The organism is Mesorhizobium sp. WSM4310 (genome assembly GCF_007003935.1).
GTDB lineage: Bacteria > Pseudomonadota > Alphaproteobacteria > Rhizobiales > Rhizobiaceae > Mesorhizobium.
This window is the reverse complement of sequence record NZ_VFTA01000013.1, coordinates 79793-102069: the sequence shown is the minus strand read 5'-3', so window position 1 is coordinate 102069 and position 22277 is coordinate 79793. Positions and strand designations below refer to the sequence as shown.

The 22277-nt window shown below is 63.3% G+C and carries 20 protein-coding genes; 9 read left to right on the top strand and 11 right to left on the bottom strand.

Features of this window, described 5'->3' with window-relative positions:
• The first annotated feature begins 229 nt into the window (after window positions 1-229).
• Genes FJV80_RS16315 through FJV80_RS16295 form a run of 5 tightly spaced genes read left to right on the top strand, consistent with a single transcriptional unit; the run spans window position 230 to window position 5670 of the window.
• Window positions 230-574, top strand: coding sequence for a hypothetical protein (locus tag FJV80_RS16315; protein ID WP_095789334.1), 345 nt, complete (start codon window positions 230-232; stop codon window positions 572-574).
• Window positions 574-1746 (top strand): acyltransferase, encoded by a 1173-nt coding sequence (locus FJV80_RS16310; RefSeq protein WP_142876927.1) that lies wholly within the window; start codon window positions 574-576, stop codon window positions 1744-1746. The genes FJV80_RS16315 and FJV80_RS16310 overlap by 1 nt, the downstream gene beginning before the upstream one ends.
• Window positions 1743-2858 (top strand): glycosyltransferase, encoded by a 1116-nt coding sequence (locus tag FJV80_RS16305; protein ID WP_142876926.1) that lies wholly within the window; start codon window positions 1743-1745, stop codon window positions 2856-2858. Before FJV80_RS16310 ends, FJV80_RS16305 begins: the two co-directional genes overlap by 4 nt.
• Window positions 2855-3886 carry a glycosyltransferase gene (locus tag FJV80_RS16300; RefSeq protein ID WP_142876925.1) on the top strand — a complete coding sequence of 344 codons (1032 nt, stop codon included), beginning with the start codon at window positions 2855-2857 and terminating at the stop codon, window positions 3884-3886. The genes FJV80_RS16305 and FJV80_RS16300 overlap by 4 nt, the downstream gene beginning before the upstream one ends.
• The gene (locus tag FJV80_RS16295) at window positions 3886-5670 is read left to right on the top strand and encodes an ABC transporter ATP-binding protein (protein ID WP_142876924.1); all 1785 of its coding nucleotides are present in this window, start codon (window positions 3886-3888) and stop codon (window positions 5668-5670) included. The genes FJV80_RS16300 and FJV80_RS16295 overlap by 1 nt, the downstream gene beginning before the upstream one ends.
• Before the next feature lie 582 nt (window positions 5671-6252).
• Here FJV80_RS16295 and minE read toward each other — a convergent pair.
• The 3 genes from minE to minC all read right to left on the bottom strand — a co-directional run bounded on the left by minE (window position 6253) and on the right by minC (window position 8269).
• A complete protein-coding gene (gene minE, locus FJV80_RS16290) occupies window positions 6253-6525 on the bottom strand; it encodes a cell division topological specificity factor MinE (protein WP_027047075.1) in 273 nt (90 codons plus the stop codon).
• Window positions 6522-7337 (bottom strand): septum site-determining protein MinD, encoded by an 816-nt coding sequence (gene minD / locus FJV80_RS16285; protein ID WP_010910549.1) that lies wholly within the window; start codon window positions 7335-7337, stop codon window positions 6522-6524. Before minD ends, minE begins: the two co-directional genes overlap by 4 nt.
• Window positions 7338-7459: 122 nt before the next feature.
• Window positions 7460-8269: a septum site-determining protein MinC gene (gene minC, locus FJV80_RS16280; protein WP_142876923.1), complete on the bottom strand. Its 810-nt coding sequence runs from the start codon at window positions 8267-8269 to the stop codon at window positions 7460-7462.
• A 295-nt stretch (window positions 8270-8564) separates the two neighbouring features.
• Here minC and FJV80_RS16275 point away from each other — a divergent pair, with 295 nt between their 5' ends.
• Together FJV80_RS16275 and FJV80_RS16270 are read left to right on the top strand one after the other, a co-directional pair.
• Complete coding sequence (locus FJV80_RS16275; RefSeq protein WP_185975220.1) at window positions 8565-11981, top strand: AAA domain-containing protein; 3417 nt, start codon at window positions 8565-8567, stop codon at window positions 11979-11981.
• 103 nt (window positions 11982-12084) lie between these two features.
• Window positions 12085-12627: a hypothetical protein gene (locus tag FJV80_RS16270; RefSeq protein ID WP_142876921.1), complete on the top strand. Its 543-nt coding sequence runs from the start codon at window positions 12085-12087 to the stop codon at window positions 12625-12627.
• Window positions 12628-12656: 29 nt separating this feature from the next.
• On the opposite strand, the gene FJV80_RS16265 is transcribed toward FJV80_RS16270, so the two are convergent.
• The 8 genes from FJV80_RS16265 to FJV80_RS16230 all read right to left on the bottom strand — a co-directional run bounded on the left by FJV80_RS16265 (window position 12657) and on the right by FJV80_RS16230 (window position 17271).
• Window positions 12657-12806 (bottom strand): hypothetical protein, encoded by a 150-nt coding sequence (locus FJV80_RS16265; protein WP_142876920.1) that lies wholly within the window; start codon window positions 12804-12806, stop codon window positions 12657-12659.
• 15 nt (window positions 12807-12821) lie between these two features.
• Window positions 12822-13139, bottom strand: a complete 318-nt coding sequence (locus FJV80_RS16260) for a DUF2934 domain-containing protein (protein ID WP_140892427.1) — start codon at window positions 13137-13139, stop codon at window positions 12822-12824.
• Between the two features lie 115 nt (window positions 13140-13254).
• Entirely contained in the window at window positions 13255-13866 is a 612-nt protein-coding gene (locus tag FJV80_RS16255) for a BA14K family protein (RefSeq protein ID WP_185975219.1), read from the bottom strand.
• An 83-nt stretch (window positions 13867-13949) separates the two neighbouring features.
• Complete coding sequence (locus FJV80_RS16250) at window positions 13950-14471, bottom strand: DoxX family protein (RefSeq protein WP_142876918.1); 522 nt, start codon at window positions 14469-14471, stop codon at window positions 13950-13952.
• Window positions 14472-15007: 536 nt separating this feature from the next.
• Window positions 15008-15487, bottom strand: a complete 480-nt coding sequence (locus FJV80_RS16245) for a tetratricopeptide repeat protein (RefSeq protein WP_095793552.1) — start codon at window positions 15485-15487, stop codon at window positions 15008-15010.
• Between the two features lie 176 nt (window positions 15488-15663).
• A complete protein-coding gene (locus FJV80_RS16240; RefSeq protein ID WP_142876917.1) occupies window positions 15664-16635 on the bottom strand; it encodes an MBL fold metallo-hydrolase in 972 nt (323 codons plus the stop codon).
• A gap of 112 nt (window positions 16636-16747) precedes the next feature.
• Entirely contained in the window at window positions 16748-16969 is a 222-nt protein-coding gene (locus tag FJV80_RS16235) for a DUF680 domain-containing protein (protein WP_142876916.1), read from the bottom strand.
• Window positions 16970-17022: 53 nt separating this feature from the next.
• Window positions 17023-17271 (bottom strand): DUF680 domain-containing protein, encoded by a 249-nt coding sequence (locus FJV80_RS16230; protein WP_095775135.1) that lies wholly within the window; start codon window positions 17269-17271, stop codon window positions 17023-17025.
• Window positions 17272-17693: 422 nt separating this feature from the next.
• Here FJV80_RS16230 and FJV80_RS16225 point away from each other — a divergent pair, with 422 nt between their 5' ends.
• Both FJV80_RS16225 and FJV80_RS16220 read left to right on the top strand, forming a co-directional pair.
• Window positions 17694-21824 carry a Pls/PosA family non-ribosomal peptide synthetase gene (locus FJV80_RS16225; RefSeq protein ID WP_142876915.1) on the top strand — a complete coding sequence of 1377 codons (4131 nt, stop codon included), beginning with the start codon at window positions 17694-17696 and terminating at the stop codon, window positions 21822-21824.
• Window positions 21821-22276, top strand: coding sequence for a GNAT family N-acetyltransferase (locus FJV80_RS16220; protein WP_095793557.1), 456 nt, complete (start codon window positions 21821-21823; stop codon window positions 22274-22276). Before FJV80_RS16225 ends, FJV80_RS16220 begins: the two co-directional genes overlap by 4 nt.
• Window position 22277: the final 1 nt, after the last annotated feature.

The window sequence follows — 22277 nt, the reverse complement described above, 5'->3', positions numbered from 1 at the left end:
AAGCCGCGTGGTCGCCCGACGAAAGAAGGCGACTATGCTGCACCGCAGAAGCCAATGATTTCAGTAAATTCACCGGATAATTTTGAACGAGCCCAAATAGATAAAATGTAGATTCTAAAATCCAGCGGTCTTTTTAACGAAAATTCGGGCGCTACCTATCCCTCTGGGTAGCAATGCTTCCAATCAACCAAAGCGAGCAGGCCAATACAACTCGAACCATAAGGTTGAAATGCTGTGGAAAATCGCCAAAATCCGAAAAACCGGCGGCTTTCTGCCAATTTTTGGCCTTGCTCACATAAGTATTTCAGCTCGCAAGATTTTTTGTGTTGCGCTGCACAATGCGGTGACCGAACCATCCGCCGGGGGACTCATTTGCGACTGGACATACGCCGTGAAGGATCCCGCCGGGTTCACCGACTTGAGCCGTCCGTCCGTCGATTGCGAGATCGACGCAGGCAGGCTCGCACAGCGCGGATTTGATGGTGTCCCGCCGAATTTCGTGTGCATTGGTCTGCCGCTCGAAATCGCACGCCAGCTTCATCGCGGACATCACGCCGCCGGTGGAAGCCGCTGATGGCAAACGCCCGCGACATCCAGCTGGATGCACTCAGGGCCATCGCCGTGACGATGGTGATGTACTCGCATTTCTACGCCGCGGGAGGATCTTCGTTCTGGGGCCATATCGGCGTGCGGCTGTTCTTCGTTCTGAGCGGCTTCCTGATCACCCGCCTGCTCCTGGAAGCGCGTTCGGCCGCCGCGTTTGAAGCCGGCCCGGCGCTGCGGTCCTTCTACATCAGGCGGGCGCTGCGGATATTCCCTGCCTATTTTGCCGTGCTGGGTTTCGTCTGGCTGTTTGACCTGGAGCAGTCCAGGGGATCGCTGGTCTGGCATGCGCTTTACCTGTCGAATTTCTGGTATGCGCTGCGCAATGACTGGAACCCCTGGGTGCTGTGCCATTTCTGGAGCCTGAGCATCGAGGAGCAGTTCTATATTGCCTGGCCGCTGGTCGTCCTGCTGGCCCCATACCGGCGCTTCGAACAGATCTGCATCGGCGTCATCGCGCTGTCGCTGGCCTATCGCTTCTACTGGCCGGTCACCGCCACCCCGGCGCTGGCGCGCGACCTGCTGCCGCCGGCATCCATGGACGCGTTGGCGTCGGGCGCGCTGCTTGCCTGCTGGCGGTGGAGGGGCGCCGGCCTGCCGCAATGGATGCGGCTGAGCTGGCCTGCCTTCGCGGCCGCGTTCCTGATGATCGAGTGGTTTGTCCCGGCGCCTGCCGATCCGACGCTGGAGTGGGCCCGCTGGCTGCTGCTGCAAATCCTACCGCTGGTGCCGCTGATGGTCATCGTCGCCGCCTGTTCGCGCGGCCTTGGCGGCATCCCTGGCAGGTTTGCGGAACTGCCGCCGCTGCTCGCCCTCGGCCGTATCAGCTACGGCGTCTATCTCTATCACCCGATATTGCTGTCGCTCGCCATCAAGTCGCAGCCCTGGATTCCGCTCAATGTCTCGGAGCAAGGGCCGGGACGGTTCCTGGTTGCAAGCACCGCCACGATTGCCGTGGCCTCGATTTTCTGGCTGGTTTTCGAAAGGCCGCTCAACAGCCTCAAGCGCCACTTCCCCTATGTCGGGCGAGCCCAGGCCGGTCATGCCGGCTGGTTTGCGAGGCCGGCGCAAGCCTATCCCGGCGGATCGCCCGATGGCCGCACGCCATCCCTCGACCTCCCGCGAACGGATGCAAGACCATGACCGCCGCGCCGCTCGTCTCCGTCCTGCTGCCGGTCTACAATGCCGGACCCTACCTTGCCGCGGCACTTGGAAGCATCCTGCGGCAGGACTACGGCCGCCTGGAGGTCATCGCCATCGACGACGGCTCTAGCGACAATTCGCTCGAAATCCTCGAGCGATACCGGCAGGCCGACAGCCGCGTCTCGATCATCTCGCGCGAAAACCGCGGCCTCGTCGCGACGCTCAACGAAGGGCTGGCGGTCGCGAGCGGCGAGCTGGTCGCGCGGATGGACGCCGACGACGTCGCCTATCCCTGGCGCTTGTCGCGCCAGGTGGCGCTGTTCGAACAGCGGCCCGAACTCGGCTTCTGCGGCGCCGGCGTCGACATGTTGATCCGCGGCCGCATCGCCAGGGGCAAGCCCGATCCGGTGTTCCGGTCCGGCCGCATGCCCATATTGGCGATGTTCTTCACCATCTTCATGCACCCGACGGTCGTCTATAACAGGAAGGTCATCGAAGACGCCGACCTCAACTACGACCCGACCTACAGGCACGCCGAGGATTTCGATCTCTTCAGGCGGCTGACCGCCCGCTACCCGGCGGCCATGATGCCCGAAAACCTGCTCGTCTACCGCGTCCATCAGGCGAGCGTGACCAGCCGCCACAGCAAGGAGATGCGCAGGACGCATTTGCGGATCGTGGCCGAGAATCTCGAGCGCGAGGGCCTCGCGGAAGCCACGCAGAACCTGCGCGACATCGGCGAAGCGGTCGATTTCGACACGATTACCCGTGCGGCCGACTTCATTCTCGCGTTGGAGGAGCGGATCCGCTCGCTGCCGGACGAGACGCGGCCGAGCTTCGAGGCAGGCGCGCTCAACCTGTTCTATTTCCTCTACCAGCTCGTCGCCGACGAAAGGCAGCCCGCACTGACGCATGAACTGCTGACGCGGACCGCGAAGTGGAACGCCATCCGGCGGCGCGAGAAATATGCGCTGCGGCCGGGCGCCTGGGCGCCCTGGCTCAGCTCCGCCTCGCTGTCGGCCGGCAAGCAAGCGGACGCCGTGGAATATTTCTTCAAATCCGCGCCCGCCGCGGCGGTTCTGGCATCTCATGGGGGCGGGCTAGAGGCATGACCGTCAAAGCCCACCAACCACTGCGGCGCGATCGGTCGACGGCGCTTGTCGGCGCCCCGGCCGGCCCGCGACCGGAACGATCGGCGCCGGAAGTCACCTTCATCATCTGCACGCGCAACCGCGTCGCGGTGCTCGAGGCCTGCATCAAGTCGGTGCAGGCCGCGTGCCGTGCGCATGCCGGCTTCGCGGCCGAGCTCGTGGTCGTCGACAATGGCTCGAGCGACCGCACGGCGGAACGCCTGGCCGGCATCGCCGCCATGTCGGATATTCCACTGACGCCTATCTGCGAGCCGCGCCCCGGACTGGCGGCTGCCCGTAACGCCGGGTTGAGGCGCGCCAGGGGGCGCGTGCTGGTCTTCGTCGATGACGATTGCGCGGTGCATTGCGACTATCTGCGCGACCTGGAGCGGCATTATTCTTCCGGGGAACAGGGGCTCATCCGGGGAGGCCGTGTCGAGCTTGGCGATCCCAGGGACCTGCCTTTCACGATCAAGCGATCGCGGGTGCGCGAGCGGCTGACGCCCGATATTCACCCCGGCGGCTTCGTGCTCGGCTGCAACATGACGATGCACCGCGACGTCGCGGCCCGCATCGGCTATTTCGACGAGCGCTTCGGCGCGGGCGGGCCCTTGCGGTCGGCGGAGGATACCGATTACCTCGTCCGGGCGGTGCTGCTCGGCATCCCGGTCGAGTATGTGCCCGACATGACGATATTCCACCACCATGGCCGGCGCGATCGCAAAGCCATCGAAAAGCTCCATCGCGACTACAGCCTGGGCAATGGCGGGCTTTGCCTGAAACATGTCCGCCACGCGCCCTGGCTGCTTCGCCATTTCTACTGGGCCGTGAGAGGAGCCTTGCGGGAATTGGCGGGCGGGCCCGCCTTCGATCGTGAACTCGATCTGTCGCACTGGCCGATCGTCGGCATGAATGTGCTCGGCGCGGCCAGATACGCGCTGCTCCTGCTGGCGGGACGGCCACAGGCCGAGCCGGTGCGGCAGGACCAGCAAGCCAATGCCGAGGCCTGATGCCATTGCTCCCGCCTAGCCTGCCGATGCTGTTCCGCGCCTTCGGAACGCGGCAACTGCGCCTGGTTCCGGCCGTGGTGGGCCTCGGCCTGGTCAGCGCTGCCCTCGAAGGGTTCGGCATCGGCCTGATCATCCCCCTGCTGGGTATCATCATGGGTCACGCCGATGCGACGGGAATGGCCGGCTTCTCCGCTGTTCTCCAGCAGGTCGGATCGGGCTTCAGCGAGCGCGACCGGCTTGTCGTCATTTCGGCCGCCATCCTCGGCTCGATCATCCTGAAGAATGTCTTCGCCTTCGCCAACACGCTGCTGACGACCTTCATCTCCGGCAAGGCCAGTCATTCGATCCGCAGCGCACTGTCGGAGCAGCTCCTGCGGGTCGGCTATCCCTTCTTCTTGCGGCAGAGCCCCGGACGGCTGCTCAACATCATTTCGAACGAATCCTGGCGGGCGTCGGATGCCATCCAGATCATGCTGTCGGCGATCGTCAGCGCATCGGCCGCCATCATCCTCCTGGCCTTTCTGCTGCTGCTGTCCTGGCGCATGACGCTGCTGGTCACGCTCGGGCTGGCGCTCGTCCAGATCGCGCACGCCATCCTCTCGGCCAATCTGAAGGAGCCCAGCCGCAGCGTCGCTTCGCGCAACAGCCACCTCGCCTCGCAGATGCTGCATCTGGTGCATGCCGGACGCCTGATCCGCATCTTCGGCCAGGAGGGCCGGGAGAAGGCGATCTTCGACACCGCGTCCGATGCGGTTCGCCGCGCCTCCTTCGTCCTGCAGGTCCGCCAGGGCGCATTGCCGCCGCTGACGGAGGTTCTCCACGCCATGCTGTTCCTGGCGGTGGTGATCGGCGCCTGGCTGGCGCAGGTGAGTTTCCCGCTGATCATCGCCTTCGTCATCCTGCTCTACAGGCTGCAGCCGCATATGCGGGCCCTGCAGGGATCGTGGAGCCAGCTGCAGGGCCTGAGCGGATCGCTGGAAGAGGTGACATGGATGCTGGATCCCGCAGGCAAGCCCGGGCCGCCGCAAGGCGACGGGCCGTTCCACGGTTTGCGCCGGGGCATCGGGTTCGATGACGTGACGTTCACCTATTCCGGCACGGACCAGCGTGAGGTGGTGCTGCATGCGGCGACGTTCGAAATCAACAGTGGCCGCTCGACGGCGCTGATCGGCCGCTCCGGCGCCGGCAAGACAACGATCGTCAACCTTCTGTGCCGCTTCGTGGAACCGGACAGCGGCAGGATCCTGGTCGATGGATCGCCACTGGACCGCATCGACGCCAGCCAATGGCGGCGCCACATCGCGCTGGCCAGCCAGGAGCTGGAACTGGTCGACGGCACGATCTTCGAAAACATAAGCTACGGCCAGGACGCGGCGACGCTTGGCGACGCCGAGCGCGCCGCGAGACTGGCCGAAGCACATGAATTCATCGAACGGCTGCCTCAGGGCTACGAGACGCTCGTCGGCTACAGGGGCGTCAATCTGTCGGCGGGACAGAGGCAGCGGATCGCGCTGGCCAGGGCCCTGGTGCGCGACCCCGATCTGCTCATCCTCGACGAAGCCACCAACGCGGTCGACGGGCTGTCGGAGGCGGCCATCGTCGAGACCCTGAAGTCGAGAGCGGGACGGCGCACGACCATCGTCATCAGCCACCATCACAGCACCATCTCGTTCTGCGACGACGTGGTGATCCTGAGCGGTGGCCGGGTGAAGAAGCAGGCCCCTTTCGGCGCCCTGGCGTCGCTCTCGATGGACGAGCTCTACCAGCATGAACCGCAGGACTGACAAGGGCCGGGGCCGCGATTCCCGGCGCGGCCCTAGGCAATGCGAATCAACGGCCCATGACATGCCGCTGGCACCCTGCGCGATCGCACCAATGCCATGCGGTGCACGGACTCGCTACCGTTCCTTCGCGGCGGACCTGTCGATCCGCCCGGGCCGGCGCCCATCGCTTACTCTCCAGATGCGGTGCCGGCCTCCCCTTGCTCTGGTCATCCGCCGCCTTGCGCAAAACGGCGGCGTTCGCAGTGGCGTGAGGGGGCTGGGGCCGCCCTCGCAGAACCTGGGTTCCTCGCCCCCATGAAATGGGGGAGAGGTGGCTCGGGCGAAGCCCGAGACGGAGCGGGGGAATGGCTCGGCCTCAAATAAATTGAGAGGGAACCCGCCAGCGCCGCGCTGCCCCCTCTCCGACCGCTTCGCGGCCACCTTGCCGGGGCGAGCCACGGATCTCGCCCGTCCTTCGGACCCCCGGCTTCGCGGGGGCGAGGAACGCAAGTCTTGGGGCGTCGCGCAGCCCCCACCCCGTCTCGCAATCTCCGCTTTGCTCCGACTGCGAGCCGACCCTCCCCACAAGGGGGAGGGTGAAGATCAGCCGGCGATCGCCATCGGCACGGCGCTCTTGTTGGGGATCTGGATATCGATCTCCAGCGTCGACATGGTCTCGCCGCGGTCCATCGAGACCTGCAGGTAATCCTGGTCGATCTGCACGTGCTTGGCGATCACCGCCATGATCTCCTCGCGCAGGATGGAGACGAGGTCGGGCTGGCTGCGGTTGCGGCGCTCATAGGCGAGCAGCACTTGCAGCCGCTCGCGCGCCACCGGCGCGCTCGAGCGCCGCTTGAAAAGGTCGAACACGTTCATGCCGCCCTCCTTCCCAACAGACGGTCGAGGAAACCTTTGCGCTCGAAGGGGACGACGACCGGCAGATCCTCGCCTTCCAGCCGCCTTGCGGCGTCGATATAGGCCTTGGCCGCGGTGTTGAGCGGCTCGGACAGCGTGACCGGCGCACCGAGATTGGAGGCGCGCAGCACGTCCTGGCTTTCGGGAATGATGCCGAGCAGCGGCACCGACAGGATTTCCAGGACATCGTCGATGGACAGCATTTCGCCGCGCGCGGCCCGCCCCGCGTCATAGCGGGTGACCAGCACGTGCTTGGCGATCTGCTCGCCCTGTTCGGCGCGCATGGTGCGGGCGTCGAGCAGGCCGATGATGCGGTCGGAATCGCGCACCGACGACACTTCCGGATTGGTGACGATGACCGCTTCGTCGGCAAAGCGCATGGCGAGCTGCGCGCCGCGCTCGATGCCGGCCGGGCTGTCGCAGAAGACATAGTCGAACACCGAGCGCAGCTTGTCGATGACCTCGCCGACGCCCTCTTCCGTCAGCGCGTCCTTGTCGCGCGTCTGCGAGGCCGGCAGCAGGAACAGCGTGTCCACCCGCTTGTCGCGGATCAGCGCCTGCGACAGCTTGGCCGTGCCCTGGATGACGTTGACGAGGTCAAACACCACGCGGCGTTCGGCGCCCATGATCAGGTCGAGGTTGCGCAGGCCGACGTCGAAATCGACCAGCGCCACCTTCTTGCCGGTCTTGGCCACGGCGGCACCGAGCGCCGCCGTCGAGGTGGTCTTGCCGACGCCCCCCTTGCCCGATGTGACCACCACTACCTTGCCCATGAAAAAAGCCTCCGTTGTTGTCAGTTTGTTGTCCCGGGCCGGCTTGCCGGCCTTTATTCAGTCAGCGGTCGTCAGCTCCCAAGCCGCTTCAGCTCCCAAGCCGCTTCAACTCCCAAGCCGCTTCAACTCAAAGCCTCGACGCGCAGGCCGTCGCCGTCGAGGAAGGCCTGCACCGGTTTGCCGCGCGACACCCCTTCCATCTCCTCGGCGGTGATGTACCAGCCGTCGACCGACAGAAGCTCGGCCTCGTTGCGTCGGCAGAAGATGCGCGCGGCGGTGTTGCCGAGCGCGCCCGCCGAAGCACGCCCGCGCAGCGTGCCGTAGACATGGATCGAGCCGGCGGCGACGATCTCCGAACCGGACGCGACCGAGCCCAGCACGATGACATCGCCATGCGCATGCATGATCGCCTGGCCGGAGCGGATCGGCGTCTTGATCATCAGCGTGCCCGAATCGTAATGCGAAACCTGCGGCTCGCTTTGGTCAGTCTTGCTTGCGCCAGCCTTGCCCTTGGCAACGCCGCCGGCATCCATGCCATGGTCCGGCGCCCTGCCCTCGGCGGTCTTGCCGGAAGCCTGTTGCTCGCCCTTGCGGCCAGGCAGCAGCCCCTCCGTCGTCGCCTCCTTGGCGCCGACCAGCAGGGGCGGCAGGTCGGGCCCGAGCGAGGCCCCTTCCAGCTCGATGGCATAGATGCGGATGCCGCGTGTCCCCAGCTCCGCCACAAGTGCCGCGATCTCGCTTGGCTGCGGCTTCAAAACGTTCAGATCGAGCAGCACCGGCCGCCCGGCAAAATAGCCCGGCGAATTGCCGATCCAGTGATCCAGCCCCTGCAGCCACTCCACCATGGGCGCTTCCGGGGTCAATGTGAAAGCGACGAAAGAACGGGCACGAAAGCGGATGGATTTGGCCTCGAGGGGGGCGGCAAAGGTCACGGCTGGCGAATCCTTACTGAGAAGTAAACGCTAGCGAGGGAATGGTTAACGAATGGTTAATGAGGGGGTGGATGGAGGAGTTAGAAAGAAGGTTGCTGAGAGTGGCGGGCGAGGGCTTGGTCGCCGGCGGCGACGAACATGTCCGACGATTCGCATTCGACTGTGGGAACCACCAGCGTGGACGGCGCATCAAAAATCTTGATAAGTCGACTGCAAGAAGAATCACCCGCAAACACTTTGGACGACCAAGGTAGAGTAAAGAGTTATGCCTCCAAGACCGTTGATACAAAAAGGGGTGGCGGAGCTTGAAAAGCTCTTCGATGAAAAACGCGATGATCCGGATTTTTTAAAGCTCCTGATTGCTGAACTATCAGAGAGGACAGTACCTCGTGCGCAGGAACTGAAGCGCCGAGCGATACAAGCGGCGGGTACGAATCCGAGGACGGCCCCCCACCAACGCAACCGCAGCCGAAATCAGGATGCGGCCGCCAGAGCCGAGCCGCCCGCCAGGGTGGCAACGCCTTCGCAGCATTCACCGATCGAACAGCCCTCGCTGCCGGAAAGGGATGCGATACCGGTAGCGCCGCGCCCCGTGCTGGAACGGCCACCCATCACGAACAATGCAGCCGATGTGTTGTCAACATGGACTGCAATGGAGGTCCTTTCACCTCCGTCCTTCCGCAAACCTGAGGACCTAGCGAGCGGCGACCGTTCACGAATTGCGCCGCTCGATAAGCCTGAGCTTCCATGGGAAAACGGCGGTGAGCGCAGCCGGCCCAATCAGAAACTCTATTATCAGATCATTCTGGGTAGCGTCGACATGGAGGCTGCCGTTTCTGCGCTTCTGCAGGTCTATACCGATAGCAGAATTGAGAGACCGGCAGCGCGGGGCGAGGCCGTACTTGCGACAATCATGGTAGATCGCGAAGGCCGCCCTGTTGAAGGCGACTCCGTGTCTATTTCCAGCTTCGGTTGGGGTGTGCCAGTGGCCCTGACCGGACGACTGAGTGCCCTCGGCACATGGTCCCAAGTCGAACGGCGTTTGATCGAGGAGCTTGGTCAGAAGGTTATAATCGAGGACAATGAGGGCCGATCTAAACCCCTCACGCAAAATGCGATCGAAGCGGCCCATCGTTGGCTGGTGGCGAAAATCGGAATCGACTCTCGCTTTACGAAAGCTCCGGCTTTTGCGGTGCGCTCGTACCAATACTTCAGGTTACAAGGTCCACCGGAACCGATCTTACTGAACTCATTCTTCCTCGAAGACCTCGCCCGAGCGCAGGCGTTGGTCGCCGATGGCAAAGCTACCGGCAATTTCAAACGCTACATCGGTGCCCAAAAGCCGAAAGCGCGGCGAAATCTGATGACCGACAATCGCGCGCTTGCAGATGCATTGGAGCCTGCAAAGTTTCCCTTAGGCTCCTGGCCCGGCAGCGGACGACACCCATTGGCGATGCTCCAGCAATGTGCCGTAAATCTCGCACTGCACGATCTGAAAACAGATGGAATTGTCGCCGTCAACGGTCCACCAGGCACCGGCAAAACGACACTTCTGCGAGACGTTGTAGCGGCTATCGTCACGAAGCGCGCAGAGCTTCTCTGTTCCTTTACCGACCCTAAGGACGCGCTGTCGGCCTCCGGCCAGAAACTTAAAAGAGGGAATTCGTTTATTCACCTCTACAAATTGGACGACAAGCTTCGCGGGCACGAAATCATCGTCGCTTCCTCAAACAACAAGGCGGTGGAAAATGTCAGCGCCGAGTTGCCGGGGATGAGTGCTATCGCAGCCGACGCGATGGAACTGCGCTACTTCAAAACGGTCTCAGACGCGCTGCTGGAGCGCGAGACCTGGGGCACCGTTGCAGCGGTTCTCGGCAACGCTCGAAATAGAAACGATTTCCGCCAAACCTTCTGGTGGGATGAGGATATCGGCTTTCAGCGCTATTTGCAGCAGGCAAGTGGTAATCCGCAGCTGATCAACGAAAAGACCGAGAACGGGACACAGCAAAGACCGCCTCGTATCGTTGCACAGGAGAGCCCGCCAGCAAATCACGAAGAGGCCTTGCGGCGGTGGGGTAAGGCACGCCAGCAGTTCGCCAAGGCACTCGCAACGGCAAAGACAGCGACCGTGGATTTGCAGGAGATCCACGATCTTCTGATAGCTCTTGCAAAGGGACAGGCCGCGATTGCCAAGGTTGAAGCCGAGATTGCGTCCCTCCAGCCGTTGCTTGAACGCACTGCCGTAGTTGCCCAAGCTGCTGCTTTGCTACAGCAAAAGCACCGGCCGACCGTAGAGACGCTCGATCGCGATGCCTCAGTTGCGTTACGCTCGCGCCCTGGATTCTTAGGTCGCCTTTTCCGAACTGCTGCGTATCGCGTTTGGCAAGCAGAGCACGGCGCGCTTTTGACAAGGCTGACTGAAGCGAGGAGCAAGCTAGCTGCCCTAAAGAACGCAGCCGATACCAAGAGTGCCGAACATTCTAGGCTGACGGCAGATATGGAAAGGCTGCGAAGGTCGCATTCCAGCCTGATCACAGCGATTGAGCAAGACAGACTACGCCACGCGTCTCTTGCCAGCCAATATCTTGGAACTCCCATATCGGAGGAATTTTTCGAGCGACGGCATGCAGACAAGCAAAGGACCGCCCCATGGTTAGACGAGAAAACGGCTCGACTTCGCAATGATGTCTTTGAAGCAGCGATGGCACTACATCGTGCATTCATTGATGCAGCCGCCCAGCCAATCCGGCACAATCTGAATGCGTTGATGGACGGCTTTGGCACTCGCTCGCTTGGCAGTGACGAAAAGGACGCGCTTATCCCACACTTGTGGTCGACTCTCTTTCTTCTCGTGCCTGTTGTCTCAACGACATTCGCATCAGTCTCTCGTATGTTCCCCAAGATCGGACCCGAGGAATTCGGCTGGCTTCTCATAGACGAAGCCGGCCAGGCGCTGCCGCAGGCGGCTGTTGGCGCGTTGATAAGAACAAAGCGGGCAGTCGTTGTAGGCGATCCGATTCAGATCGAACCTGTGGTGGTCCTTCCGGACCAACTGACCGAAGCGATGTGTCAGCAATTCGGGGTTGATCCCTTGATCTATAACCCGCCAGGGGCGTCTGCACAGACGCTGGCAGACAGTGCAACAGAATATTATGGCACCTTCGAAACCAGCTTCGGTACGCGGGAAGTCGGAGTTCCCCTTTTGGTTCATCGGCGCTGCGAAGAGCCGATGTTCGGCATATCGAACGCAATCGCCTACGAGAATCTGATGGTCCAGGCCAAGACCGCAAATACCTCGGCTATCCGGAATGTCCTCGGTCCTTCACGCTGGATCGATATTGAAGGACGAGGTCAGGAGAAATGGTGCCAGAGGGAAGGCGAAGTATTATTGGAGATGCTCAAGCAGCTTCGACAGCAAGAAATAGCGCCTGACTTTTACATTGTGACCCCGTTTGTGGTGGTGCAGGACCGTATGCGTGAAATGCTGCGCTCCAGCGGCTTGCTTGACGGGTGGGTCGAGAATCCGTTCGCTTGGGTGTACGAACGTCGGAACGGTCCACACGGTCCAAGGGCGGGAGGCCGAGGCGGTCTTCTTTATCCTTGGAGCACCCAATGCCGAGCAACGCGGCGCACGAGGATGGGCTGGTGGACGACCCAACCTCCTGAACGTCGCCGTCACGCGCGCCAAGGAGGCTGTGTATGTTGTTGGTAACCGAACTCTTTGGCGAAGCGCGGGTGTGTTTCAATCACTTGATAGATTCTTGTAAGAAGGTGGTCCACACTCGCATCCACCGAAGCTAACAGGCCATTCGAGATTGATCCCATCGAGCCGGCTGAAGCTCGGGCATGGGGGGCAAGTCATGTTGGATCAATGGACTGATTTCTTCGTCATGGTGGGCGGCGGCGCGGCGGGGCTTGCCGGGTTGATCTTCGTCGCGATCTCGATCAATCCCGAACGCATTGTCCGCAACGCGACGCATAAGAACCGGGCAATCAACATGCTGTCGGGCTTCAGCGCGATTTTCATGGCATGCAGCCTTGCGCTTCTGGGAGGTCAATATCTTCCGGCACTCGGCCTCGAATGGCTTTTGCTCTGGGGCATAGCAACATTCATCTTCGTCAGAGGATATGTCGTGGCCATCAAGGCGGGGATGAGCACTATCGGGTTGACCGGGCCGCGGCTGGCGGGCGGCACGATGTGTTACCTGGCCGAGGTTGCAGGCGCGATCTTGCTTATTCTCGGGCGCGGCGTGGGCCTTTACATCGCGGCCCTCGGAACCATCGTCCTGTTCGCCTTCCTGATTTCAGGCGCATGGCTCCTCATCATCGGCATCTACGAAGAGCCGGCCAAGGGATGAGGTGGACGCCCGACGCTGCAGAGGCCCCCTCAATGCCGCTTGAAATACTGCACCTCCTTCTCGTGCTTCTCCGCCGCCTCGCGCGTTTCGAATGTCCCCAGGTTCCGCCGCTTCCCGGTCTTCTCATCCTTCTTGCGGGAATAAAGCCGGTATCTGCCGTCCTTGAGTTTGCGGATCATCTCAGCTCTCCCTGATCAGGATTTGGCGCGCTTCCTGGCCTTCAGGCTGCGCGCTGCCTGTTCCAGCGCGGCGCGGTCGGTGCCCAGGCGGTCGAGCAGCGCTTGCGCCTCGTCGCCCGATATGCCGGTGCGCATGGCCAGCTCCTCGACCTCCAGCACGTCGGTGCTGGCGATCTCGCGCGGCAGCGCGTCGTCGGCTGTCAGCGGCAGAGCCGCCTCCCTGTCGATCTCGGCCTCGGCCCGGTGCCAATGGTGCTCGGGATCGCCGCCGCCTTCACGCTCCCAGATCTGGTATGCGCGCTTCTGGATCTTCTCGTGCCGTTCGTCGCCCATTGCCGTTCCTCCTTCGTGTCAGGGATGAACGCCGCCGTGATGGGATTGATCCAAAAAATTTGCGTGATCGCTGGTCCAGGCGGAATTGCCGGATGGGTGGGAGGGCGCGCGGCGCCTATTCGCACTGGCGCCTGGGTCCACCGGAATAGGGCTGGTAGCTGTTGTCCTCGGGACGATACGAGCGGTAGCGGCTGAAGCAGGATTGGACGTGGTCGTCCGAAAGGCCCGCTATCGCCACCACAGGCGCGGCGCCACCCTCGACATAGCTGACTTCGTCGGGCTGCTGCGCGGCGTGGCCAGCGTCGGCACTGGTGTCGAGATAGGGCGAGACGCAGGGGCGCTGCTGTCCGCTGTAGGACATGTAGCTGTTGTCGTCAGGGTTGTAGGAGCGGTAGCGGTCCGCGCACCAGCTGAGATGAGCCGCCGGCAGCCTGGCCGGCTGCTCGCCGGCATCGGGCGCCACCGCGCTGGTAATGGTCGGGTCGGGCGACTGCATCCTGGCTGAGGCGTCGGGCGCGGGAGCCTGCGCGGCGGCCACGCGCTCCAGGCCCGGCGCGGCCTTGTCCACGGGCAGTGCGTCCTTGGTCCACAGCTGTGAGACACTGTCGGCGGGCCTGGCCTGATGCACCGGCTTGGCCAGTATCAGCCAGGCGGCGAAAGCCAGCCCGCTGGCAAAGACCGCAAGGGTGAGGACGAAGCCTGCGACCAATGCCAGAACCGCTTTCATCACACACTCCTTGAGCCTCAGCTAATAGAATGCGGGGGATCAGGACTGGTTCCAGCGAGCGCAATACTGACGGCCTTGCTGCCTCACACCGGCAGGTGCACATCCGTGGAAAACTGGTTCTCCACGGCCAGCAAGGCCCTGACCATTTCCTTGTCGCGCTGGCGCTTTTGCAGATACCCGGCCAGCAGCCAATCCAGTGAGAACCGGCCGGCGCCGACGGCGGCCAGCACGAACATGCCGCCCGATATGGCCAGGTCCTTTTCGAAATGCAGCAGCTCGTTCTGGCTGGCGAAGTTGACGTGGAACAGCAAGGCCGTGACCAGGCAGAACAGGCCGAGCCCGATGCCGCCCAGCCGCGTCAGCAGGCCGGAAGCCACCGAGAGCCCTGCCCCCAGTTGCAGCGCGATGGTGGCGACGAACAGCGGCAACCCGACGCCAAGTGCTGCCATCGCCTTGGCGCCGCCGTCGAAATGGGTGGCCAGCGTCACGCCTTCATGCAGGAAGATGAAGGACATGAGCAGGCGGCCGGCAAGCAGCGTCACGTCCCTGATGTGGTATTTCGTGGCGAGGCCGGTGAGCTTCGCGGCGATTTCGTTCGGTGTCATGGTCAGCCTCCAATTTTTGAGCGCAGGCAAGCGCCGCCCGCCGTGGGACGCGCACAAGCACGGCGCCGGACGGGTCTGATCTTCGAAAAGGCCGGAGCCGGCTCGAGGGAGAGGCGCCGGCTCCGGCAATGGGCGCCAGCCACGAGCGCCCAAACTGGTGGTGGGGGACTGGATCGGTCTGTGCCAGTCCCCAACGCGGGCCGCTTGGCGGCCACCTCTCCCCCAGTCCGCCACTGACCAGCTCGAGGCTTGATTGCCACGTGGTTCCCCAATCCGTCGCTGCTTCGCAGCGCCACCTTTCCCCCCTCCGGAGGGAAAGGAAGGGAGCATTGCCGCACGAGCGTTGCCGGCAAAAAGCCTGGCGCCTTTCCTCTGCCCCGTCGATCGGGGGGTCCGAAGGACGGGCGAGACCCGTGGCTCGCCCCGGCAGTGGCTCGGCGAAGCCGAGACGGAGTGGGGGTCGACCGACGCAGCATAAGACAATGCATGGCCAAGCTCATGGCCACGTCCGTGGGGGAGTTGGAACGGGTCACCGCTTACTGCGTCACCTTGGTGTCGATGGCCTTCTGCAGGTCGGATAGCTCCTCGCAGCCGGCGGGGCAGAGTTTCTGCAGCGACGCCAGCTGCTCCTTGGCCTTGTTCATGTCGCCGGTCTCGACATAAAGCTCGCCCAGATATTCGCGGGCGGCCTTGTGGTCGGGCTTCAGCTCCAGCGCCTTGTTGTAATAGGTCAGCGCGGTGGTGACGTCGCCGGTCTTGCGCAGCGTGAAACCGAGCAGATTGTAGACGTCGGCCTGCTGGTTGTCCTGCGCGAGGTCGCGCAGATCGGCCAGCGCGCCCTTGTAATCCTTGGCGGCGATCTTGGCCTGGACGGCGGTGAGGTCGGGCGCATCGGCGCCCTCGATATCATCCACCGCATAGGCCGGCATGATCGTTGCGACGGGAACGATGGTCAGCACGGCGATGGCGCCGAGCAGGCCGAACAGGGCGTTTCTGCCCAAAATAAGCTGTTTCATTGTCTTTCTCGCTTTGGTTTGTGCGTTAGCGTTGAGAGACCGTTTCGAAATTCGCTTTGGCGAGTCATATGATGGTGGTTTCGAGAACCGGAGCGGAGCGGACGTTCGGGTCCGTGAGCACCGGAAGCGCAGAAAACGCCTTCAGATGGCCGCCAGAGTAGAGTTTCCAAACGGTCTCAAATCTGAACGGGAGAGAAGCCATAGGCACTCCCGTCCTTGACGAAGACGCCGGTGCCGGGGAACGGGAAATGCGACCCGGAAATGCGGATATTGTCCGCGATCACCCGGTCGATGATCTTGTGGCGCGTGGCAATCGCGGTCGGCCCATCCTGGTCGTAGGCGCCCTGCCATTCCGGATGCGGCGCCAGCAGTGCCGGCACATACATGGTGTCGGCCGAGATCATCAGCTGCTCCTTGCCGGAATTGGCGAGGTACACCGAATGTCCCGGCGTGTGGCCGGGCGCGGCGACGATCTGGATGCCCGGCGCCACTTCCGCGCCGTCCTGAACCAGCTTCCAGTTCTTCCATTTCGGGAAGTTTTCGGCGATGCGCTTGCCCGCCGGCTTGCGGCCCTCCGGCAGCTTGGCCAGCCGGCTCGGGTCGGTCCACCAATTGTATTCGGTGGCGTTGACGATCAGCTCGGCATTGGGGAACACCGGCGTGTTGGTGCCCTTCTCCATCAGGCCCCAGACATGGTCGGGGTGGAAATGCGAGATCATGATGGTGTCGATCGCCTTGTAGTCGATGCCGGCGGCGGCCATGTTGGCCGGCAGGTGCGTGGCATTGGCCTGCCACTGGCCGACGCCCGAGCCCGCATCCATCATGATCAGCTTGCCGCCCATCTTCAGCACGACGACGGTGAGCGGGATGGGCATGAAGTCGGTGGTCAGCCCCGCCTTGGCGAGCGCCGCCTTGGTGTCTTCGACCGAGACATCCTTGATAAAGGCCGGGTCGTGCGGCTTCTTCCAGATGCCGTCGTAGATGGCGGTGACCTCGATGTCGCCGACCGTGTATTTGTAGAAGCCGACGGTCGGCTCGACCGGGGTCTGCGCGAAAGCGGGGCGGGCGAATTCGAGCTTGCCGGCAAGGCCGAAGGCAGCAGCGGCGGCGGCGGATTGAAGCACTGTGCGGCGTGTCATGGTGAACATGGTGGTCTCCTGGGTTGTTGTGGCGGAAGGGCGACGGAGGGCCACGCCACATGGCCCTCCGTCCTGATCGCGGGCTGGGTCAGGACCCTCGAGAGCGGTCCGGACCCAGAACTCAGTTGCCCCAGATGCCCTGGCCTGGTTCGTCCGCGTCAGATTTCGTTGTCGCCTGGACACCGAGCCGGACCATGTCGGCCTTGCGGATCGAGGCGGTGTGGGTGTTGTCGACCATGGCGGCCGTCTGGTTGGCGGTGCGGTCGCCAAAATGGTCGCTGCCGGCAAAGGCGCCGGTGGTGGCCACGAGGATGGCGGCGGCGGTGAGAGCGAGGGTTTTCATGTCGGTGCTTCCTGTTTGTGAGGTTTGAGAACGAGTTCGAAGGTCGGGGGCGCTCAGCGGCCCCAGAGACCGTCGTCGTTGTGCCGGTTGATGATGTCCTGGACCGAACCTTGGCTCGGCCCGGTCGTCACCTTGGTGTCGACGCCGGCCGGGTGCGCGGTGTAGGGGATCGAGGCGGTGGCATTGGTGTCGACGGAAGCGACAGGCTGATTGACAGTGTCGGCGCCGAAATGGTCGCTGCCGGCAAAGGCGGCACTCGAGGCAAGCAACATCGCGGCCACGCTGAGAGCGAGCTTGGTCATGTTCGTAAATCCTTGTTTCGTTTCTTCGCGTCGCGGACCGGATTGGCCCCGCTGAAGGGAAGACCCGGCAAGGCGGTGCTTTATTCCCGGGGGTGGTGAAATTTTTTTGAGAGGCGGGGATTCAAGGGGCGCGGCCAGACAGGATCTGGGTGAAAGGCGGCGGCATCACCTCCGGAAAAGACCTTCAAGGGCAAGGCAGGAGGAGCGCTCAGACACAATTCAGAAACAAGTTTCAACAATTCGGAAAAACTGGCGAAAAGATCGGATGGCATAACCATCCCGCGGGGGACTGTGGGGACTTCCTTTTCGGAACTTTCGGTCCGCCATCGACAAGGGTCAAATTGCAGCAGCGGCACTGCCGAAAATGCCTGCTCGAACGGCGGCATGAACAGCCGGGCGATGCGCGGCCAGGACGAGAAAGTATGGAAATGGATTACGGTGTCGACTTTGCCAGCCTGGACAGGGACACGGCACGACCGGGCGCGGAGCCCGAAACCGGGCTGGCCCAAAATGGCCTGGCGGGCGTCGATACCCTTGTAAGGGCCGCTCAGCGGGCCGCGCATGCCCAGATTCTGACCGGCGCCGATTTCGCCCGCGCAGGCCAGCCCGACGAGCGGCTCGACGCGTTCTTCGAAGAGCTCGCCGCAACATTCGCCACCTTGCCGGCGGTGATCTCCGACGGAAATGTCTGGACGTATCAGGAGCTGGACAGCCGCGCCAACCAGTTCGCCCGTGTGCTGATCAAGCGCGGCGTGCGGCCGGGCCACCGGGTCGGGCTCATTCTCGACCGGTCGGCGGAGACCTATGTCGCCTTGCTCGCCGTCGTGAAGGCGGGGGCCGCCTTCGTGCCGCTGGCCACCGCCTTTCCGCAAGAGCGCATGGCGCTCATCATCGAAGACGCCAGCGTCAGCCTGATCGTCACCATCGCCACCTATGCGTCGCGGGCCGACCAGCTGCCGGTCCCCCATGTGCTGATCGACAGCGCCGCCGCCGAGATCGCCAAACAGTCCAGCGCGCCGCTGAAGCCGCAAAAGGCGCCGGCGGAAGACATTTGCTACATCCTGTACACGTCGGGAACGACCGGCAGGCCGAAGGGCGTGGCCATCCGGCACCAGAGCTTCGTCAACTTCATCCGGGTCGCCGCCGCATCCTACGGCTACAGGCCGGGCGATCGCGTCTACCAGGGCATGACGATTGCCTTCGACTTTTCCTCCGAGGAGATCTGGGTGCCGTTCGTCGCCGGCGCGACCGTGGTGCCCGCGCCCGGCCAGATGCCGCTCGTCGGCGAGGAACTGGCGGATTTCCTGCGATACCATGAAATCACCTGCATGGCCTGCAGCCCGACGCTGCTGTCGTCGATGACATCGGATGTGCCCAGCCTGCGCACGCTGCTGGTCGGCGGCGAGGCCTGCCCGCACAATCTGGTGGTGCGCTGGTCGACGCCGGGCCGGCAGATCCTCAACACCTATGGCCCGACCGAGGCGACCGTCACGGCTACGATGGGCGCGCTGACGCCGGACAAGCCCGTCACCATCGGCGCGCCGCTGCCCACCTATTCCATCGTCATCCTCGACCCGTCGCTGCCGGAACTGGCCGAGCCCAGCGAACTGGGCGAGATCGGCATTGCCGGCATCGGGCTCGCGGTCGGCTACCTCAACAGGCAGGACCTGACGGAACAGAAGTTCATCGCCGATTTCATCGGCCTGCCGAACAACCCGTCGCAGCGCATCTACCGCACGGGCGACCTTGGCCGGATCAACGGCGATGGCGAGATCGAATATGCCGGGCGCATCGACACCCAGGTCAAGATCCGCGGCTATCGCATCGAGCTCGGCGAGATCGAGGCGGTGCTGCTGGACCAGCCGGAGATCGCGCAGGCGGCCGTCACCACCTGGGAGATCGAGCCCGGCCGCGTCGAACTCGTCGCCTATTACGCGCCCAAGGCCGGCCAGCCGGCGCTCTCGCGCGCCGATCTCGCCCAGACGATGAAGCGTCGCCTGCCGGACTACATGGTGCCTTCCTATCTCGAGGAACTGCCCGCGATCCCGATGACGGTCTCCAACAAGGTGGACCTTCGCCAGCTGCCGAAGCCGACAAGCGTGCGGCTTTCCGCCGACCGGGAGATGGTTGCCCCCGGCAATGACGACGAGCGCTTCCTGGCCGAGGCCCTGGCCGCGGTGCTGAAATTCGACGAAGTGTCGGTCGAGGACAATTTCTTCGACGATCTCGGCGCCAACTCCCTGCTGATGGCGCATTTCTGCGCCCGCGTGCGCACTCGCAAGGAATGGGCGACGACGTCCATGCGCGACATCTATCTCCATCCGACGGTGGCGCGCCTGGCCAAGCACCTGAGCGTCTCGGAAGAGGTGACGACCGCCGCCAACGAGCCTGTCCTCACCCGCCGGGCATCGAATCTTGCCTACTGGACCTGTGGAATGGCGCAGTTGCTGTTCTACGCGGTCTACAGCTATGCGGGCCTGTGGGCGCTCAACATCGGCCTCAACTGGATGTATGACACGCTCGACGATCCGCTGCAGCTCTATATCAGGTGCGTGGCGCTATCGGCCGGCGTGTTCTTCGGCATGACGGGCTTTGCCGTCCTGGCGAAATGGGTACTCGTCGGCCGCTGGAAGGCGGAAGCCTTCCCCATCTGGGGCCTGCGCTACTACCGCTTCTGGGTGGTCAAGACCTTGATCCGCACCGCCCCTGTCGTGCTGTTCCGCGGCAGCCCGCTCTACAGCTTCTATCTGCAGATGCTGGGAACCAGGATCGGGAAGAACGCCGTCATCGAATCCAAATCCGTGCCGGTCTGTACGGATCTGATCTCGATTGGCGCCAACACCATCCTGCGCAAGGAATCGCTGATCCTCGGCTTTCGCGCGCAGTCCGGCTACATCCACATGGGACCGCTGACCATCGGCCGCGATGCCTTCGTCGGCGTCGGCTCGACGCTCGACATCGACGCCTCGATCGGCGACGGCGCCCAGCTCGGCCATTCGTCCTCGCTGCAGCGCGGGCAAAGCATCCCCGATGGCGAACACTGGCATGGCTCGCCGGCCGTGCCGACCACGGCGGACTATTGCAAGGTGCGCAACGAAAACCCTTCCGACATCCGGCGCTTCCTCTTCGAGGCGGTCCAGCTGATCGGGCTGTTTGCCATTGTCATCCCGCTGCCGCTGCTGTTCCACAGCTATTGGGAAAATGTCGGCGACGACTATCAGGAGACGATCGGCGTGGTCGCCGTCGGCACCACGGTCACGCTTTTCGGCTATATCGCCACGGCTTTTATCGCCGCGACGGTGCTGCCGCGCCTGCTCAGCGTGATCCTGAAACCCGGCCGCACCTACACGCTTTACGGCTTCCGCTACTGGCTGCAGGCCGCCACCGAGTTCACCAGCAATTCCCGCGTGCTGGGGCTGCTGTTCGGCGACAGTTCGGCAATCGTCTATTACATGCGCGCCATCGGATGGAACCTCAACAAGGTGGTGCAGACCGGCTCCAATTTCGGCTCCAACCAGCAGCACGAAAACCCGCTTCTGTGCGAGATCGGCACCGAGACCATGGTGTCGGACGGCCTGTTCATGATCAACATGCACAAATCCGCCTCCGCGTTCCGGCTCGAGCGGACGCGCATCGGCGAACGCAACTATCTTGGCAACAACATCTATTACCCGCCGGATGGACGCACGGGCGACAACGTCCTGCTTGGCACCAAGGTGATGATCCCCATCGATGGGCCGGTGCGCGAGAATGTCGGGCTGCTGGGTTCGCCTGCCTTTGAAATCCCGCGCATGGTCAATCGCGACAAGGAACTCATCGCCGGCGTCGACGAGGCGGACCGACGCCAGCGCATCCCGCACAAGAACCTGCACAACGCGGTGACGATCCTTCTGTTCATGGCCACACAATGGGTCATGCTGTTCGCCACGCTGGCGATCTGGGACCGGGCGCTGAACTACTACACCGAATGGGCTGAAGTCGCTCTCTTCGCCGCCGTGCTCCTGACCTCGGCGATCACCATTCCGTTCTACATCTTTGTCGAGCGGGCAAGCCTTGGCTTCGGCAGGCTGAAGCCGCAGATGACGACGATCTACGACGTCGCCTTCTGGCGCCACGAACGCCATTGGAAGCTTGCCGATTCTCCGATCGTGCGCCTGTTCTCCGGCACGCCTTTCCGGCCGATGATCCTGCGCATGCTGGGCGTCAAGGTCGGTAGCCGCGTCTATGATGGCGGAGCCAACCTCACCGAGCGCTCGCTGGTCGAGATCGGCGATGACGTCACGCTCAACGAGGGCTGCGTCATCCAGGCTCACTCGCTGGAGGAAGGCGCGTTCAAGTCCGACTATATCCGCATCGGCAAAGGCTGCACGCTCGGACCGTCCGCCTTTGTCCATTACGGCGTCGTGATGGGCGAAGGCTCGGTGGCCGACACCGATTCCTTCGTGATGAAGGGCGAGGAACTGGAGCCCTACTCGATCTGGCGCGGCAACCCGGCCAAGCTGCATCGCTTCGTGATCCCGGTCACGAATGACGGCGCCAAGGCGTCGGCTTGAAGGCCGGAGAAATCCGTCTCGCCCCAGTGACCAAGGCCAATCGGGCCTTGGTCGCGTCGCTGGAACTGGCGCCGGAGCAGATGGATTTTGTCGCTGGCAACGCAGAGTCGCTGGAGGAGTCCCAATCCGACGAGGACGCGCGGCCCCGCGCAATCATGGCCGGGGATCGCCTCGTCGGTTTCCTGATGTACGACGCGCCGGAAGATGACGACGAGGCGCGCATCTACCGCTTCATGATCGACCGCGCCTGGCAGGGCAGAGGCTACGGCAAGGCCGCGTTGCGCGCGGTGCTGCACGAGATCGGCGGGCTCGGTCACGTCAGGCACGTCTCGATCTGCTACGAACCGGAGAATGAAGCGGCACGCCAGCTCTATCGCACCGCCGGTTTCGTGGAAGAAGGGCTCGACGAGGACGGAGAAATGATCGCCGACCTCGTCCTGGCGAAGGGATGAC